Raw genomic sequence first — 14,630 nt, forward strand, 5'->3', positions numbered from 1 at the left:
GGACGCATCATGCGCATCCTAGGTTGGGCTGCTTTGGCGGCATTTATCCTTGATCAGGCGAGTAAATACCTCGTGATCCATGTGATGGAGCTGTGGCGCATTCGAGCCATCGACGTGCTGCCCCCCATTCTCAATTTCAGATACGGCGAAAACCGGGGTATCAATTTTGGCCTCTTCGGCGATGCGCCGGATGCCAGCAAGTGGGTACTGATTGCCCTGGCCCTTGTGATCTCTTGTGCGGTCGTAATCTGGGCCTGGCGGCAGAATTTGGGGGTCTGGCCCCAGATTGGGGCGGGTCTTCTGGTCGGCGGGGCCCTGGCAAATGTGCTGGACCGGTTGCTTTATGGCTATGTGCTGGACTTTCTGAACATGTCCTGCTGCGGCATCGACAATCCGTTTGTGTTCAATCTGGCGGATGTGTTTATTTTCGCCGGTGCGATTGCGCTGGTGTTTCTGGCGCCCGACCCCAAGACGAAGCCCAAAAAAGGCCAGTGACATTGCCCACATGCATGACGTATCAACGAGTTGTTCGCGAGGAGACCTGATATGAGCCGGATTTTGGCCCTCATTTTGATAACTGCATGTGTCAGCGCCTGCGCCAATCAAGGCCTGCGCGATTTGCGGTCGAATTCGCGCGGACCTGATGAATTCATTGTTGAACCCAAGGCCGAATTGCAAACGCCCGATGATCTGACCGCGTTGCCGACACCGACGCCGGGGCAGGGGAACCTGACGGATGTGGACCCGAATAGCGACGCCGTAGTGGCCTTGGGGGGCCGCCCCTCGCAGGGGACCGCCATCCCCGCGTCTGACGGCGCGTTGGTGACCGCCGCCAGCCGGTTTGGTGTGACGCCCGATATCCGCCAGGATCTGGCGCGCGAAGACGCGGAGTTCCGCCGTCGGCAGTCACGTTTCACGCAATATCGTCTCTTCCCGGAAGACCTTTACAATCGGGCCTACCGTCGTCAGCGGCTGGATGCCGAAGCCACGGCAGACCTCTGGCGCCGCGCCGGGGCGAAAACACCAAGCTATCCACCGCTGAATTAACCAATTTTTCAGCGAACATCCCTCACATTCGTGACAACGGTCTTGAACCGTTGGCCTTGTGGCGTATTTCGAGGGTCATGCTTTGGTCTTTGATCACATAAAGGACGGCCCATGATCCGATTGCCTGTTTTTGCTGTAGTCTTTGCGCTTTTACCCGGTTTCCTGATCGCCGACGAAGAGGCGGTGACGACGTTCAAACTAGATAACGGCATGCAGGTGGTTGTGGTCGAAGATCACCGTGCCCCCGTTGTTCAGCATATGGTGTGGTACAAAGCGGGCTCTGCTGATGAGCCTGTTGGATCCTCCGGCGTCGCGCATTTCCTGGAGCATCTGCTGTTCAAGGCGACGGACACGCTGGAAGCTGGCGAGCTGTCTGCGACCGTGGCGCGTAATGGGGGGCGCGACAACGCGTTCACCTCCTACGATTACACGGCTTATTTTCAGCGGGTTGCAGCCGACCGGCTGGAATTGATGATGCGTATGGAAGCCGACCGGATGCGCAACATCCGACTGACCGAGGAAAACATTCTGACCGAGCGGGACGTGATCATCGAAGAGCGCAATCAGCGGACGGAAAACAGCCCCGGTGCACTTTTTGGCGAGCAGTTGAGCGCGGCGCAATATCTTAACCACCGCTACGGTGTGCCGATCATCGGCTGGATGCACGAGATGCAAACGCTGGATATGGAAGACGCGCTGGGGTTTTACGAGATCTATTATTCGCCCAACAATGCAATTCTTGTGGTCTCCGGGGATGTGACGCCCGCGGAGGTTCGGACGCTGGCAGATAAATATTATGGTGTGATCCCAGCGAATCCCGACCTGCCCGAACGGTTGCGTACCGAAGAACCACCGCAAACCGCGGAACGGCGGTTGATTTTCCGGGATGCCCGGGTGGCGCAACCCTACGTGAGACGCTCCTATCTGGCGCCAGAACGGGATCCCGGTGCACAGGAAACCGCTGCGGCGCTGACATTCCTTGCCGAGATTCTGGGCGGGGGTACAACGTCTTATCTGGCGGATGCTTTGCAGTTCGACACAGAGATCGCCACCTATTCCGCAGCTTTCTACAGCGGTGTGCGGTTGGACGACACGACGTTTAATGTGATCGTTGTACCAAGACCGGGTGTGAGCCTGCAGGAGGCTGAGGATGCGATGGACGTCGCGCTGGATCAATTTCTGATCGATGGCGTGGATCCGGAACAGCTGGACCGGATCAAGCTGCAGATCCGTGCGGATCAGATCTATGCGCGCGATGACGTGGACCGCATTGCCAACCGGTATGGTCAGGCGCTGACCTCTGGGTTGACCATCGAGGATGTGAAGGCCTGGCCGGATATTCTGGAGGCTGTGACAGAGGAAGATATCATGCAGGCCGCGCGCGATGTGTTTGATAGGCGTGCGTCGGTCACGGGCTGGTTGATGCGTGAAGAGGTGACACAATGATCCGTTTAATCCTGTCGTTCTGCGCGCTTGTGGTTTTGGCGCTGCCTGCCGGTGCAGAAGTAAACATCAAGGAAGTGAAGTCTGATGCGGGGTTGACCGCGTGGTTGGTCGAAGACCATTCGATTCCCTTTGTCGCGTTGGAAATTCGGTTTCGGGGGGGCGCGTCGCTGGATGCACCCGGCAAACGTGGCGCGATCAACCTGATGACCGGCCTGCTGGAAGAAGGGACGGGGGAGATGGATGCGCGGGCTTTTGCGCGCGAGACCGAAGCGCTGGCGACAAGTTTCGGGTTTGACGTAAGCGACGATTCTCTTTCGGTCTCCGCCCGGTTTCTGACAGAAAATCGCGATGCGTCGATTGAATTGCTGCGGGCCGCCCTGCAAGAGCCGCGATTTGATGCGCAAGCCATCGCACGGGTGCGCCAGCAGGTGTTGTCCGGCATCAGGTCAGAGGCCAAGGATCCCAATGATATTGCCGGGCGCAGTTTTGACCAGATCGCCTTTGGGGATCACCCCTATGCGTCGTCCTTGAGCGGGACCGAGGAAAGCGTGACGGCTCTGACCCGCGATGATCTGCTGGACGCCCATAAGGCGGTGTTGGCGCAGGACCGGATCTATATTGGTGCCGTGGGCGATATCACCCCGGAAGAACTCGCCGTACTGATGGATGAGTTGCTGAGCGGGCTGCCGGAGCAGGGCGCGCCAATGCCGCCCATGGCGGAGATCACCATTCCGGGTGGCGTCACGGTTGTGCCTTTCGACACCCCCCAGTCCGTTGCCTTGTTCGGTCACGTGGGCATCCCGCTGGAGCACCCGGACTATTTCGCGGCGACCCTGCTGAACCAGATTCTCGGAGGCGGCGGTTTTGAGAGCCGCCTGATGGAAGAGGTGCGGGAAAAGCGCGGCCTGACCTACGGTGTATATTCCTACCTGGTGCCAAAGGACCTTGCCGCGACCTATTTGGGGTCGGTGAGCTCCGCAAATGACCGGATCGCTCAGGCGATAGAGGTGATCCGCGCAGAATGGTCGAAGGCGGCAGCCGAAGGGGTAACACAGGCGGAACTGGATGACGCAAAGACCTATATGACCGGCGCCTATCCGCTACGTTTTGATGGCAACGGCCCCATCGCGCAAATCATGGTGGGCATGCAGATGTCCGGCTTGCCGATTGACTATATTGCAACGCGCAATGACCGGGTTGAGGCGGTGACGCTGGAGGATGTGAAGCGCGTTGCGGGGGAATTGCTTGATCCCGACGGGTTGCACTTCGTGGTGGTTGGCCAACCTGCGGGTCTGGAAAGCACACCGGCAAACTGACCGGTTCATATTGTCAAAAGGCGGCGCTGACGCGCCACGACATGTCCTCGGCCCGGGCGGGCCGAGTGTTGGTGCAAGTATCTGGCCTTACTCGCCGTAAGGCACCCAGATGTTTTTGACTTCTGTTGCGGCTTCGAGAAACTCTTTGCCCTGACCCGCTGCACCTATCCAGTCGCGGCCAATGCCGTTGTTGACCCAGGTGCGCTTGAGGTTGCTGGCGCTGGCCTTCTCGATCTGACCGCTCAACCCTTTGTCACCAAACGACCAAACCGCGTCGATGTCCATGTGAGCGGCCATATGGGGCGCGATATCAGCGTGTGATCCGGTGAGGATATTCACGACCCCTGCGGGCACATCCGAGGTTTCGAGGATTTGGACAAAATCGGTCGCTGCGAGCGGGAAGGGTTCAGACGCGCTCAGGACAACCCGGTTGCCCATCGCCATCGCAGGTGCCATGCAGGAAATGAGACCCAGCAAGGGTGCTTCGTTCGGGCAGATGGCGCCGATAACGCCAACGGGCTCTTTCATGGCGAGGGCTACGCCGCGGATGGGCACGCCGTGCACCTGGCCATCGTATTTGTCGGCCCAGGCGGCATAGGTGAAAAGGCGTTTAACGGCGGCATCCACTTCCTTATGGCCCCCCTTGCCGCCCTGCATATCATCAAGCCTTTTGGCGAATTCATCCGCGCGGGCGGAGAGGTTTTCCGCGATGTAGTAGAGGATTTGCGCGCGCAGATGCCCAGTGGTTTTGGACCATCCTTTGGCAGCTTGTGCCGCTTCGACCGCGTTGCGCAGATCCTTGCGATTTGCCAGCGACACGTGTCCCAGCAGCGCCCCTGACTTACCCCAAACGGGTGCGGAGTAGCCGCTGTCAGGCCGTGATTGCTTCCCACCAATGTAGAGCTTTGCCGTACGGTCGATGGGATCGGCTGGTGCGCCTTCGCCGGAGAAAGCCTTGATTTCTTTCAGGGACTTCCCGGCCTCTTTGGGGCGGGTATATCCTGACAGACCTTCCCATCCGCCCTCACGCCCAAAGCCGCTTTCCCGCACACCACCAAACCCGGCGGCGGCGTCCATCAGATTGGTGCCATTGATCCAGACAATGCCGCTGGCCAGTTTCGGCGCAATGTCGAGTGCAAGGTTGATGTTCTCGCTCCAGACCGTCGCGGCCAGCCCGTAGCGGGTGTTATTGGCCAAGGCCACGGCATCCGCCGGTGTGCGGAAAGTGGTTGAGACTAGCACCGGGCCAAAGATCTCTTCCTGCATCAGCGTGTCGGCGGGGTTCAGACCGGTGATCAGGGTGGGTGGGTAGAAACTGCCTTGGGCGGGTAATTCTGTGGCAGCCGTATGGGTGTGCCCGGCGGCGTTGGCCGCGACCAGCTCAGCGATGTTTTTCAGCTGAACCGGATCGACGATGGCACCGACATCAATGCTTTTGTCGAGGGGGTCGCCAACACGCAGCTTGTCCATCCGCGCGCGCAGTTTCGCATAGAATATTTCGGCCACCGGTTCGTGCACCAGCAGGCGGGACCCGGCGCAACAGACCTGACCCTGGTTGAACCAGATCGCATCCACCAGCCCTTCGACGGCTGAATCCAGATCAGCGTCATCGAACACGATGTAGGGGGATTTACCACCCAGCTCCAACGTGAGCGCCTTGCCGCTGCCCGCGGTGGCCTCGCGAATGCGGCGTCCCACGGCGGTCGAACCGGTGAAGGCCACCTTGTCCACATCGGCAGCGACAATCATCTCGCCCACGGCGCCGTCACCGGTCACGATGTTGACCACCCCTTTCGGCAATCCGGCCTGCCGGCAGATATCGGCAAAGAGCAAGGTGGTGAGCGATGTGTATTCGGCCGGTTTCAGCACAACGGTGTTGCCCATGGCCAGGGCGGGCGCGATTTTCCATGCCAGCATCAGCAGCGGGAAGTTCCACGGGATCACCTGACCACAGACGCCAAGCGCTGCGCGGTCTGGCAGTTCGTCCTCCATCAGCTGCGCCATGCCCGCGTGGAAATAGAAATGACGCTGTGCCAGTGGCACGTCGATATCACGGCTTTCGCGGATCGGTTTGCCGTTGTCGAGCGATTCCAGAACCGCAAAAAGGCGGCTGTGTTTTTGCAGAAGACGCGCCAGCGCGTAGAGGTAACGCGCACGGCCAGGACCCCCGAGCCCTTCCCATTTGCCCTGTGCCTTGCGGGCGGCGCGGACGGCGGCATCCACATCTGCCTGCGTTGCCTGGGTGAGGGTGGCAAGGACCTCGCCATTTGCGGGGTTGCGGCTGTCAAAACCGGCGCCCGGGTCGGTGAAGGTGCCATCGATGAAGTGACCAAACCGGTCGCCCTGATCCACCAGCCATGCCAGTGCCTCCGCCGCGCTTTCCGGGGCGACCCCATAGTCCATCGTTTCAAAAATCTCGGAGACGGTCATGGCCCTTGGCCCTTTCAAATCGTGTCAGCTGGTCGGGTGGCGGTAGCTGGCGGAATAGCTGCCGGTGACGTGATGTTCGAGCTGCCGTTCGATGTCATTGAGCAGCGAGGAGGCGCCAAAACGAAAAAGATCGTTTTGCAACCAGCGATCACCAAGCTCTTCTTTCATCATCGCCAGGTAGGTGATGGCATCCTTGGCCTTGGAGATGCCGCCCGCGGGTTTGTAGCCGACACGAAAACCGGTGCGCGCGTAGTAGTCACGGATCGCGCGGATCATCACCAGCGTCACGGGCAGGGTGGCATTGACGCTTTCCTTGCCAGTCGATGTCTTGATGAAATCCGCCCCCGCCATCATGCAGACCAGCGAGGCACGCGCCACATTGCGCAGGGACCCCAGTTCGCCCGTAGCCAGGATCGCCTTGACATGGGCGTCACCACAGGCCCGGCGGAATGCGCACATCTCATCGTAAAGCGCTTGCCAGTTGCCGGACAAGACATGGCGGCGGGAGATGACAATGTCGATCTCGGCGGCCCCGGCTTTGACGCTTTCCTCAATCTCGGCCAGCCGCAGATGAAAGGGCGACAGGCCCGCGGGGAAGCCGGTGCTCACCGCGGCCACCGGGATGCCGGAGCCCTCCAACGCCCGCACGGCCGCCGGGATCATGTCGTGATACACACAGACCGCGCCGGTGGTGATCGGCCCCATCTCAAGCGCATCGAGCAAGGATTGCGCAACGGGCTGGCGGGCCTTGGCACAAAGCCGCGCAACGCGGTCTTCGGTGTCATCGCCGGACAGGGTGGTCAGATCAATGCAGGTCACGGCCCGCAGCAACCAGGCCGCCTGATGCTGTTTCTTGACCGACCTGCGGGCGGGCAGATTGGCGGCGCGCCGCTCAATTGCGGAGGTGTTTGCCTGCAGGCTGCGCACCCAATCCATATCCAGTGCCATGCCAGGATTTCTGGGTTCGGTGATCTGCGGCAATTGGTGCGCGGTCGCGGTCGAAACAGTCTGGTTGGTCTGGCTGAGCATTGGGGTGTCCTTATCGGGCTGGCTGCAAAATCGCATGGCCCGGACGCCTTGGCAAGCAGGGGCCCGCGACGTCACCGGTGCGCTTCAGCGGGAGTTATTGGCATCCCCGGAGGAGAAGAATGGCCCATTTCAGGCGACCCAACAGGTCCGAATGACCTATTTTTAGTCAAAATGACGTGAGTATCGAGTTTGCTTTTGCGAATTATTCGCAAACTCATTGACTTCTTGCGAATGACTCGCATATTCATTCGCATGGAATATAAAACCGCTTCATATCATCTTTCACGCCGCAGCCTGCTTGCGGGTCTTGGCGCCGCCGTCGTTCTGAGCACGCAGACCACTCGTTTGGAGGCCGCCGGGGAAATCAACATTGTTGCGACCACGGGCATGATCGCGGATGCGGCGCGCCGGGTCGGCGGCGATCTGGTGACCGTAACGGCACTGATGGGACCGGGCGTCGACCCGCATGCTTATCGCCAGACGCGGAGTGATATCGTGGCCATGACCCGCGCCGATCTGGTCTTGTGGCACGGGCTTTATCTCGAAGCGCAAATGGAACAGTTCTTCGAAGATCTCAACCGTAAAGCACGCGTTGTGCCCGTCGCCGAAGGCTTGCCCAAAGATGTGCTGCTGTCCCATGAGGATTACGAGGGGCGGTACGATCCACACGTCTGGATGGACCCGATCCTGTGGCGCGACGTGGTCACTGCGGTCGCTGAGGAGTTGAGCGCCCTGCGCCCTCAGGACGCCGCGGTTTTCCAGGCCAATGCCGACAGTTTCCTGACGGAGCTGGACGCATTGGCGGACTACGCGCAGACCTCCCTGACGAAGGTGCCCGCCGACCAACGCGTTTTGCTGACTGCGCATGATGCCTTTGGCTACTTCGGGCAGGCCTATGGGTTTGAAGTCATCGGCATTCAGGGCATTTCGACCGAGAGCGAAGCGGGATTGAACCGCATCTCTGATTTGGTGGAAACGCTTGTGGCGCGTGACATCGGCGCGGTTTTTGTCGAAACCTCCGTCTCTGACCGCAACATGCGGGCGCTGGTCGAAGGTGCCGCGGCGCGCGGGCATACCGTTGCGATTGGCGGCGCGCTTTTCAGTGACGCGATGGGGCCTGAGGGGTCTTACGAAGGCACTTATCTGGGCATGATCGATCACAACGTGACCACCATCGCGCGGGCATTGGGCGCCGACGTGCCGGAAGGCGGGCGTCTGGGCAAACTGGCGGCGGGCAGCTGAAATGAACCTGACACTTGCAACCCGTGACGGATTTAAAGCGGCGGAGGACACCCGGTCCTCCAGCCCTCTGGCCGTGCGGGGCCTCACCGTTTCCTACGGGCAGAAACCTGCGGTTTTTTCGGTCGACATGACTGTGGAGCCGGGGGCCATGACCGCGATCATCGGACCCAATGGTGCGGGTAAATCAACCTTGCTCAAGGCTGCTTTGGGCATTCTCACGCCTCTGGCGGGCCAGACCACCGTGTTCGGCCAGCCGGTTGCCGCCTGTCGTGACCGGATCGCCTATGTGCCGCAACGCGCCAGCGTGGATTGGGATTTCCCGACCCGGGTGATCGATGTGGTATTGATGGGGCTCTACCGGCAGCTGGGTCTGCTGGGCCGGGTCCGTGGTGCGCATAGGGAAAAGGCGCTGGAATGCCTGTCCCGCGTGGGCATGGAAGATTTCGCCACGCGCCAGATCGGTCAACTCTCGGGCGGCCAGCAACAACGCGTCTTTCTGGCCCGTGCTCTGGCGCAGGACGCGGATCTGTATTTGCTGGATGAGCCCTTTGCCGGTGTGGATGCCGCGACCGAAAAGGCCATCATTGCCGTTTTGAAATCGCTGCGGGATGCGGGTAAGACCGTTGTCGCCGTGCATCATGATCTCAGCACGGTCGCTGAATACTTCGACCATGTCTTCCTGATCAACACACGCCGCGTGGCCGAAGGGCGGGTAGAGGACGTTTTCACCGCGGAACACCTGCAGGCCGCCTACGGCGGCCGTTTGGCAGGGGCACAGATGGACCAGTTGAGCGGAACGCTAGGCTAGGCCATGATCGTCGACGCGTTGTCACTGCAACTGGGGTACAATGCGACCCTGGTCACATTGGGTGCGATGCTGCTGGGCATGGCGGCGGGGGTCGGCGGCACCTTTCTCTTTCTACGCAAACGCGCGCTGGTGAGCGATGCGATTTCCCATGCAACGCTGCCCGGTGTGGCCATGGCCTTCATGCTGATGGTCGCCTTTGGCGGTGATGGCCGCAATCTTGTGGGGCTGCTCGCAGGGGCTGCGGCCTCAGCCGCGATTGGTCTGCTCTGCGTCAGTTGGCTAAGCACACGGACACGGTTGGCAGAAGACGCCGCCATAGGCGCCGTGCTGTCGGTTTTCTTTGGCATGGGCATTGTGGGTTTGACGGTGATTCAGACCATGAAATCAGGCCAACAGGCCGGGCTGGAGGGGTTCCTGCTGGGCTCTACCGCGGGCATGTTGCGGTCTGACGCCCTGATCATTGCCGTTTCCGCAGCGTTGACGCTTGCGCTGGTGATGCTCTTGCGTCGCCCGTTGACGCTGGCCTCTTTTGATCCGGAATATGCGACGGCGAGCGGGCAGAATGTGGCGCGTACCGATCTGGCGATGATGGGAATTGTGCTTGCCGTGACGGTTGTGGGGCTCAAGATTGTCGGGCTCATCCTGATCGTGGCGCTACTGATCATCCCCCCCGTGACCGCGCGCTTCTGGACGGAACGCACCGATCACGTGGTACTGATTTCGGGCTTCCTGGGTGGCGTGTCCGCCTATATCGGGGCCGCGCTTTCGGCAGCCTTGCCGGATCTGCCGACCGGGCCGATCATCGTATTGGTGGGGTTTGCGATCTTCCTTGTCTCGCTGTTGCTGGCACCGCAACGCGGCGTTCTGGCCGCCGTGCTTCGGCACCGGAAATTCCAGCGCCGGGTGCACTTGCGGCAAGGCTTGTTGGCGCTGGCGCAGGGCCAACCGATCTATGAAAACCTGACGCTGCGTCTGTTGCGCCGCGCGGGTTGGGCGCTGCCGGACGGTGTGCCAACCGAGGAAGGTCGGGGGCGCGCAGGCAAGGCATTGCTGGATGAAATGCGCTGGCAGTTGATCCGGCGCGACCCGAGTTTCGAGGCCGCCGCCGCGCACTATGACGGGCTGACACCGATTGAGCGCGTCTTGACGCCCGATCAGATCGCCGAGATCGACAGCCGTATTCCCGCCCCACAAGGGGTCGGCGCATGATGGGTGCAGAATTCGTCCCCCTCTCGCTGACACCGCTGTTGATCGGCATCTGTGTCGCGGTTGCCTGCGCCTTGCCGGGCAATTTTCTGGTCCTGCGCCGCCAGGCTCTGATCGGCGACGCAATCAGCCATGTGGTCTTACCCGGGATCGTTGTGGCGTTTTTGCTGACCGGGGTGGTTGCCACCTGGCCCATGCTTCTTGGGGCTGCTGGTGCCGCGATCATCGCGGTTGCCGCGATTGAGGCGATCCGCCGGTTGGGGAAGATCGAGCCGGGGGCGGCGATGGGGGTCGTCTTTACCACCATGTTTGCAGGGGGCGTGTTGCTGTTGGAGCAATCGGACACCTCATCGGTGCATCTGGACGTCGAGCATGCGCTCTTTGGTAATCTCGAAAGCCTGATCTGGCTGGATGCGACGGGCTGGGCCTCTCTCCTGGACCCTGTGGCATTGGCGGGCCTGCCGGTGGAATTGCCGCGCATGGCGGCGGCGCTGCTGGCCGTGGCGGTATTCATCGCACTGTTCTGGCGGCCCCTGAAAATCTCCACCTTCGATGAAGGGTTTGCGCAAACCATGGGCATGCGCACACAGCCCCTGGGTCTGGCGCTGGTGATCGTGTCCGCCATCGCGGCAGTCGCTGCCTTTGACGCCGTGGGCAGCATCATCGTGATCGCGATGTTCATTTGCCCACCCGCCGCCGCACGGCTGATGACCAACCGGTTGGAACATCAGGTGGCGTGGTCGGTGCTCTTTGCGGCCCTTGCGGCCATTTTCGGCTACGTTATCGCAGGCTATGGCCCCCTGTGGCTGGGGTACGCTTCGTCCGTCTCAGCAGCGGGGATGATTGCAACCGTTTCCGGCGTGATCCTCGCCGTCACCGCCATCTGTGGTCCGCACCGACACCGTGGCGGCGCCGCAAAAGAAGCCTAGCTGCCGCGATAGGTCGAATACCCGAACGGCGACAGCAACAACGGCACGTGATAGTGACTGTCCGCCTCCGACATCCCAAAGCGGATCGGGATACTGTCCAGAAACCGCGGGTCCTCGGCTGCAACCCCGCTGGCCGTCAGATAGGGCCCGGCCTCAAAAATCAGCTCATAGGTGCCGGTCTTGAAAGCCGCCTTGTCCAGGATCGGTTGATCCGTCCGGCCATCGGCATTCGTCACGGCCTCCGCGATTTTGCGGTGGCTGTTGCCTGAGACACGGTAGAGCAGAATGCGGATGCCTGCCGCCGGGCAGCCGCGCGCGGTGTCCAGAACATGTGTGGTCAGGTATCCTTCGGCCATCGGGCGCTCCTTTGCGGAATGTCGCGGTCAACCTGCCCGGCCCAGATACGAATTGCAACGCGCTGCCAGCCGGTATTGAATGGTGCTGCACTGCCGCAGGAGATCAAGAGTGACGCGTTACCCCCGTGATTTTTCAGGATATGGCGCCAATCCCCCCGACGCTGCATGGCCAGGTGGCGCGCGTATCGCGGTGCAATTTGTTCTGAATTTTGAAGAGGGTGGGGAAAACTGCCTGCTGCACGGAGACGCAGCCTCCGAAGCCTTTTTGTCGGAGATTGTTGGCGCGCAGCCCTGGCCCGGTCAGCGGCATTGGAACATGGAATCGATCTATGACTACGGTGCCCGCGCCGGTTTCTGGCGATTGCACCGGCTGTTTACCGGCGCGGGCGTGCCGGTCACGGTCTATGGCGTGGCTTCCGCGCTTGCACGGGCACCCGAACAGGTCCGGGCCATGCAATCGGCCGGATGGGAAATTGCCAGCCACGGGTTGAAGTGGATCGACTACAAGGATCATACCGAGGCGGATGAAGCCGCCGACATGATGGAGGCCATTCGTCTGCACGGTGAGGTCACAGGTGAAAGCCCGCGGGGATGGTACACAGGTCGGTGTTCGGTCAACACCGTGGCGTTGGCGGCCAAAACCGGCCAGTTCGAATATATCTCGGACACCTATGACGACGATCTGCCCTATTGGAGCAAAATCGGGCGGCGCAACCAGCTGATCATCCCCTACACACTGGATTGCAACGACATGCGCTTTGCCACGCCGCAGGGGTTCAATGCGGGCGATCAGTTCTACACCTATCTGCGGGATACGTTTGACGCGCTTTATGCAGAGGGCGCAGCTGGTGCGGCCAAGATGATGTCGGTTGGCCTGCACTGTCGGCTCATTGGCCGACCCGGGCGCGTGCAGGCGCTGAAACGGTTCATTGATTATATTCAGGGCTTTGAGGGGGTCTGGTGCCCGCGTCGCATCGAAATCGCGGAGCATTGGCGCAAGGTTCACCCGCCCCGGAAACGCCTGCGCCCCTCCGCGCTGAAAAAGGCCGATTTTCTGGAGAGGTTCGGTGGTATTTTTGAGCATTCCGAGTGGATCGCCGAACGCGCCTTTGATCTGGAACTTGGGCCTGCGCATGATACCGCAATTGGCTTGCACTCCGCGTTGGCGCGGATGTTCCGCAGTGCGACGCTTGACGAACGCATGGGCGTCTTGCGCACGCACCCCGATCTGGCGGGAAAGCTTGCGGCGGCGAAACGACTGACCGCGGAAAGCACAAAAGAACAGGCGAGCGCCGGGCTGGATGCGCTGACAGATAAAGAACGCGCCAGTTTTGAAAAACTGAACAAGGCCTATGTGAAAAAGCATGGCTTCCCCTTCATCATCGCGGTGAAAGACCATGACAAGGCCAGCATTCTGCGCGCGTTCCAGCGGCGGCTGGATCATGAAACCGACACGGAGTTCGACGAAGCTTGCCGTCAGGTTGAACGCATTGCAGAGATACGTCTGGAGGCCATCTTATGAGCTACGCATTCCCGCCCGGCGGCCTGCCGGATCAATCGGAAGATCCCCAAAGCACCGCCGTTTTTACCTCCAGTTACGCGGTTCTGCCTGCGGTAACGCAGCGCGACATCGTCACCAGTTTCTTGCCGGGCTGGCAGCAGACAAGGGCCTGGATACTGGCGCGACCTCTCAGCGGCTTTGCCGAGACCTTTGCGCAATATGCGTTGGAAGTCGCCCCGGGTGGTGGGTCTGATGCACCGGAACCGGACATCTCCGCGCAAGCGATCCTTTTTGTGGCGAGTGGGACTGCGGAGCTGACCATCGATGGCGTGATCCATCTGCTGTCGCCCGGCAGCTATGCCTATATCCCGCCCGGGGATCACTGGACGCTGTGGAACCGTGGCGATGCGCCCTTTCAGGCTCATTGGATACGCAAATCCTATCAGCCCGTGCCGGGTATCGAGGTGCCCCGCGCCTTTGTGACCTCCGACGCTGCCGTGGCCGCAACCCCGATGCCCGATTGCGATGAGGTCTGGTCGACCACGCGGTTTGTTGATCCCGAAGACCTGTCGCATGATTGCCATGTGAACATCGTGACCTTCCAACCCGGCGGGCGTATTCCATTTGCCGAAACCCACGTGATGGAGCACGGGCTTTACGTGCTGCAGGGCACTGCGGAATACCTGTTGAACACCGATTGGGTCAGCGTCGGACCGGGCGATTTCATTTGGTTGCGCGCCTTCTGTCCGCAGGCCTGTATTGCAACGGGCGACGCGCCGTTCCGCTATCTGCTTTACAAGGACGTGAACCGTCACGTGCGGCTATGAGCTCCCAAATCCGCTGCGAAGACCTGACCAAAGAGGCTTTTGCGCCGTTCGGGGATGTTCTGGAGTGCGCAGGCTCCCCCGACAAGATGATTAATGCGGGGCTATGCGGGCGATATCATGACCAGGCGGCGCTGGATTTTGGCGCGGACGGTCGCGCGGGCATCAGCCTCTTTGATGCCGAACCCCGCAGCCTGCCCTACACGCTATCTCTGATGGAACGCCATCCGGAGGGCAGCCAGGCGTTCATTCCGATGACTGAAAACCCGTTTCTGGTGATCGTCGCCGAAGATCAGAACGGGGCGCCAGGCGTGCCCCGCGCGTTTCTGACCGCGCCACACCAAGGGATCAATTTTCATCGAAGGATCTGGCATGGCGTGCTGACCCCCTTGGCGGCGCCCGGAATTTTTGCAGTCATCGACCGAATTGGCGATACACCCAATCTGGAAGAAGTTTTGCTTGATCCGCCATATGTAGTGGTTCCATAAACCTTGGA

General features: G+C 60.7%; 14 protein-coding genes. 11 read left to right on the forward strand and 3 right to left on the reverse strand.

All coding sequences use genetic code 11. The annotated features are described in order from the left end of the window. The first annotated feature begins 9 nt into the window (after positions 1-9). From lspA to Q1A20_RS06140, 4 genes are all read left to right on the forward strand, one after another. On the forward strand, positions 10-495 hold the full coding sequence (lspA, locus tag Q1A20_RS06125) for a signal peptidase II (protein ID WP_299916372.1): 486 nt from the start codon (positions 10-12) through the stop codon (positions 493-495). A 51-nt stretch (positions 496-546) separates the two neighbouring features. Beyond that, positions 547-1,047: a DUF3035 domain-containing protein gene (locus tag Q1A20_RS06130; RefSeq protein WP_299400917.1), complete on the forward strand. Its 501-nt coding sequence runs from the start codon at positions 547-549 to the stop codon at positions 1,045-1,047. 111 nt (positions 1,048-1,158) lie between these two features. Beyond that, the gene (locus Q1A20_RS06135) at positions 1,159-2,493 is read left to right on the forward strand and encodes a pitrilysin family protein (protein ID WP_299916374.1); all 1,335 of its coding nucleotides are present in this window, start codon (positions 1,159-1,161) and stop codon (positions 2,491-2,493) included. After that, a complete protein-coding gene (locus tag Q1A20_RS06140) occupies positions 2,490-3,809 on the forward strand; it encodes a pitrilysin family protein (RefSeq protein WP_299916376.1) in 1,320 nt (439 codons plus the stop codon). Before Q1A20_RS06135 ends, Q1A20_RS06140 begins: the two co-directional genes overlap by 4 nt. A gap of 87 nt (positions 3,810-3,896) precedes the next feature. On the opposite strand, the gene Q1A20_RS06145 is transcribed toward Q1A20_RS06140, so the two are convergent. Further along, positions 3,897-6,239, reverse strand: a complete 2,343-nt coding sequence (locus Q1A20_RS06145) for an aldehyde dehydrogenase family protein (RefSeq protein WP_299916378.1) — start codon at positions 6,237-6,239, stop codon at positions 3,897-3,899. A 24-nt stretch (positions 6,240-6,263) separates the two neighbouring features. Further along, entirely contained in the window at positions 6,264-7,268 is a 1,005-nt protein-coding gene (gene deoC / locus Q1A20_RS06150; RefSeq protein WP_299916380.1) for a deoxyribose-phosphate aldolase, read from the reverse strand. 252 nt (positions 7,269-7,520) lie between these two features. On the opposite strand from deoC, the gene Q1A20_RS06155 reads away from it, so the two are divergent. The 4 genes from Q1A20_RS06155 to Q1A20_RS06170 are packed head-to-tail and all read left to right on the forward strand — an operon-like array spanning position 7,521 to position 11,453. After that, positions 7,521-8,510: a zinc ABC transporter substrate-binding protein gene (locus Q1A20_RS06155; protein WP_299916382.1), complete on the forward strand. Its 990-nt coding sequence runs from the start codon at positions 7,521-7,523 to the stop codon at positions 8,508-8,510. Position 8,511: 1 nt separating this feature from the next. Then, entirely contained in the window at positions 8,512-9,318 is an 807-nt protein-coding gene (locus tag Q1A20_RS06160) for a metal ABC transporter ATP-binding protein (RefSeq protein ID WP_299400903.1), read from the forward strand. A gap of 3 nt (positions 9,319-9,321) precedes the next feature. Further along, positions 9,322-10,527, forward strand: a complete 1,206-nt coding sequence (locus Q1A20_RS06165; protein WP_299400900.1) for a metal ABC transporter permease — start codon at positions 9,322-9,324, stop codon at positions 10,525-10,527. Then, complete coding sequence (locus tag Q1A20_RS06170) at positions 10,524-11,453, forward strand: metal ABC transporter permease (RefSeq protein WP_299400897.1); 930 nt, start codon at positions 10,524-10,526, stop codon at positions 11,451-11,453. The genes Q1A20_RS06165 and Q1A20_RS06170 overlap by 4 nt, the downstream gene beginning before the upstream one ends. On the opposite strand, the gene uraH is transcribed toward Q1A20_RS06170, so the two are convergent. Continuing rightward, a complete protein-coding gene (gene uraH / locus Q1A20_RS06175; RefSeq protein ID WP_299400895.1) occupies positions 11,450-11,809 on the reverse strand; it encodes a hydroxyisourate hydrolase in 360 nt (119 codons plus the stop codon). The two genes, Q1A20_RS06170 and uraH, sit on opposite strands and share 4 nt — an antisense overlap. Before the next feature lie 109 nt (positions 11,810-11,918). Between uraH and puuE the strand changes: the two genes are divergently transcribed. The 3 genes from puuE to Q1A20_RS06190 are packed head-to-tail and all read left to right on the forward strand — an operon-like array spanning position 11,919 to position 14,622. Further along, positions 11,919-13,331 (forward strand): allantoinase PuuE, encoded by a 1,413-nt coding sequence (gene puuE, locus Q1A20_RS06180; protein WP_299400893.1) that lies wholly within the window; start codon positions 11,919-11,921, stop codon positions 13,329-13,331. Beyond that, positions 13,328-14,137: a bifunctional allantoicase/(S)-ureidoglycine aminohydrolase gene (locus tag Q1A20_RS06185; RefSeq protein WP_299400890.1), complete on the forward strand. Its 810-nt coding sequence runs from the start codon at positions 13,328-13,330 to the stop codon at positions 14,135-14,137. Before puuE ends, Q1A20_RS06185 begins: the two co-directional genes overlap by 4 nt. After that, a complete protein-coding gene (locus tag Q1A20_RS06190; protein WP_299400888.1) occupies positions 14,134-14,622 on the forward strand; it encodes an ureidoglycolate lyase in 489 nt (162 codons plus the stop codon). Before Q1A20_RS06185 ends, Q1A20_RS06190 begins: the two co-directional genes overlap by 4 nt. Positions 14,623-14,630: the final 8 nt, after the last annotated feature.

The sequence above is a fragment of the uncultured Roseobacter sp. genome, assembly GCF_947501835.1.
Lineage (GTDB): Bacteria > Pseudomonadota > Alphaproteobacteria > Rhodobacterales > Rhodobacteraceae > Roseobacter.

Bases quoted from the DNA above. Each gene is read 5' to 3' on its own strand.
- lspA (WP_299916372.1), top strand. From the start codon at position 10: ATGCGCATCCTAGGTTGGGCTGCTTTGGCGGCATTTATCCTTGATCAG.
- Q1A20_RS06185 (WP_299400890.1), top strand. From the start codon at position 13,328: ATGAGCTACGCATTCCCGCCCGGCGGCCTGCCGGATCAATCGGAAGAT.
- Q1A20_RS06135 (WP_299916374.1), top strand. From the start codon at position 1,159: ATGATCCGATTGCCTGTTTTTGCTGTAGTCTTTGCGCTTTTACCCGGT.
- Q1A20_RS06130 (WP_299400917.1), top strand. From the start codon at position 547: ATGAGCCGGATTTTGGCCCTCATTTTGATAACTGCATGTGTCAGCGCC.
- deoC (WP_299916380.1), bottom strand. From the start codon at position 7,268: ATGCTCAGCCAGACCAACCAGACTGTTTCGACCGCGACCGCGCACCAA.
- Q1A20_RS06140 (WP_299916376.1), top strand. From the start codon at position 2,490: ATGATCCGTTTAATCCTGTCGTTCTGCGCGCTTGTGGTTTTGGCGCTG.
- uraH (WP_299400895.1), bottom strand. From the start codon at position 11,809: ATGGCCGAAGGATACCTGACCACACATGTTCTGGACACCGCGCGCGGC.
- Q1A20_RS06145 (WP_299916378.1), bottom strand. From the start codon at position 6,239: ATGACCGTCTCCGAGATTTTTGAAACGATGGACTATGGGGTCGCCCCG.
- Q1A20_RS06165 (WP_299400900.1), top strand. From the start codon at position 9,322: ATGATCGTCGACGCGTTGTCACTGCAACTGGGGTACAATGCGACCCTG.
- Q1A20_RS06170 (WP_299400897.1), top strand. From the start codon at position 10,524: ATGATGGGTGCAGAATTCGTCCCCCTCTCGCTGACACCGCTGTTGATC.
- Q1A20_RS06190 (WP_299400888.1), top strand. From the start codon at position 14,134: ATGAGCTCCCAAATCCGCTGCGAAGACCTGACCAAAGAGGCTTTTGCG.
- Q1A20_RS06160 (WP_299400903.1), top strand. From the start codon at position 8,512: ATGAACCTGACACTTGCAACCCGTGACGGATTTAAAGCGGCGGAGGAC.
- Q1A20_RS06155 (WP_299916382.1), top strand. From the start codon at position 7,521: ATGGAATATAAAACCGCTTCATATCATCTTTCACGCCGCAGCCTGCTT.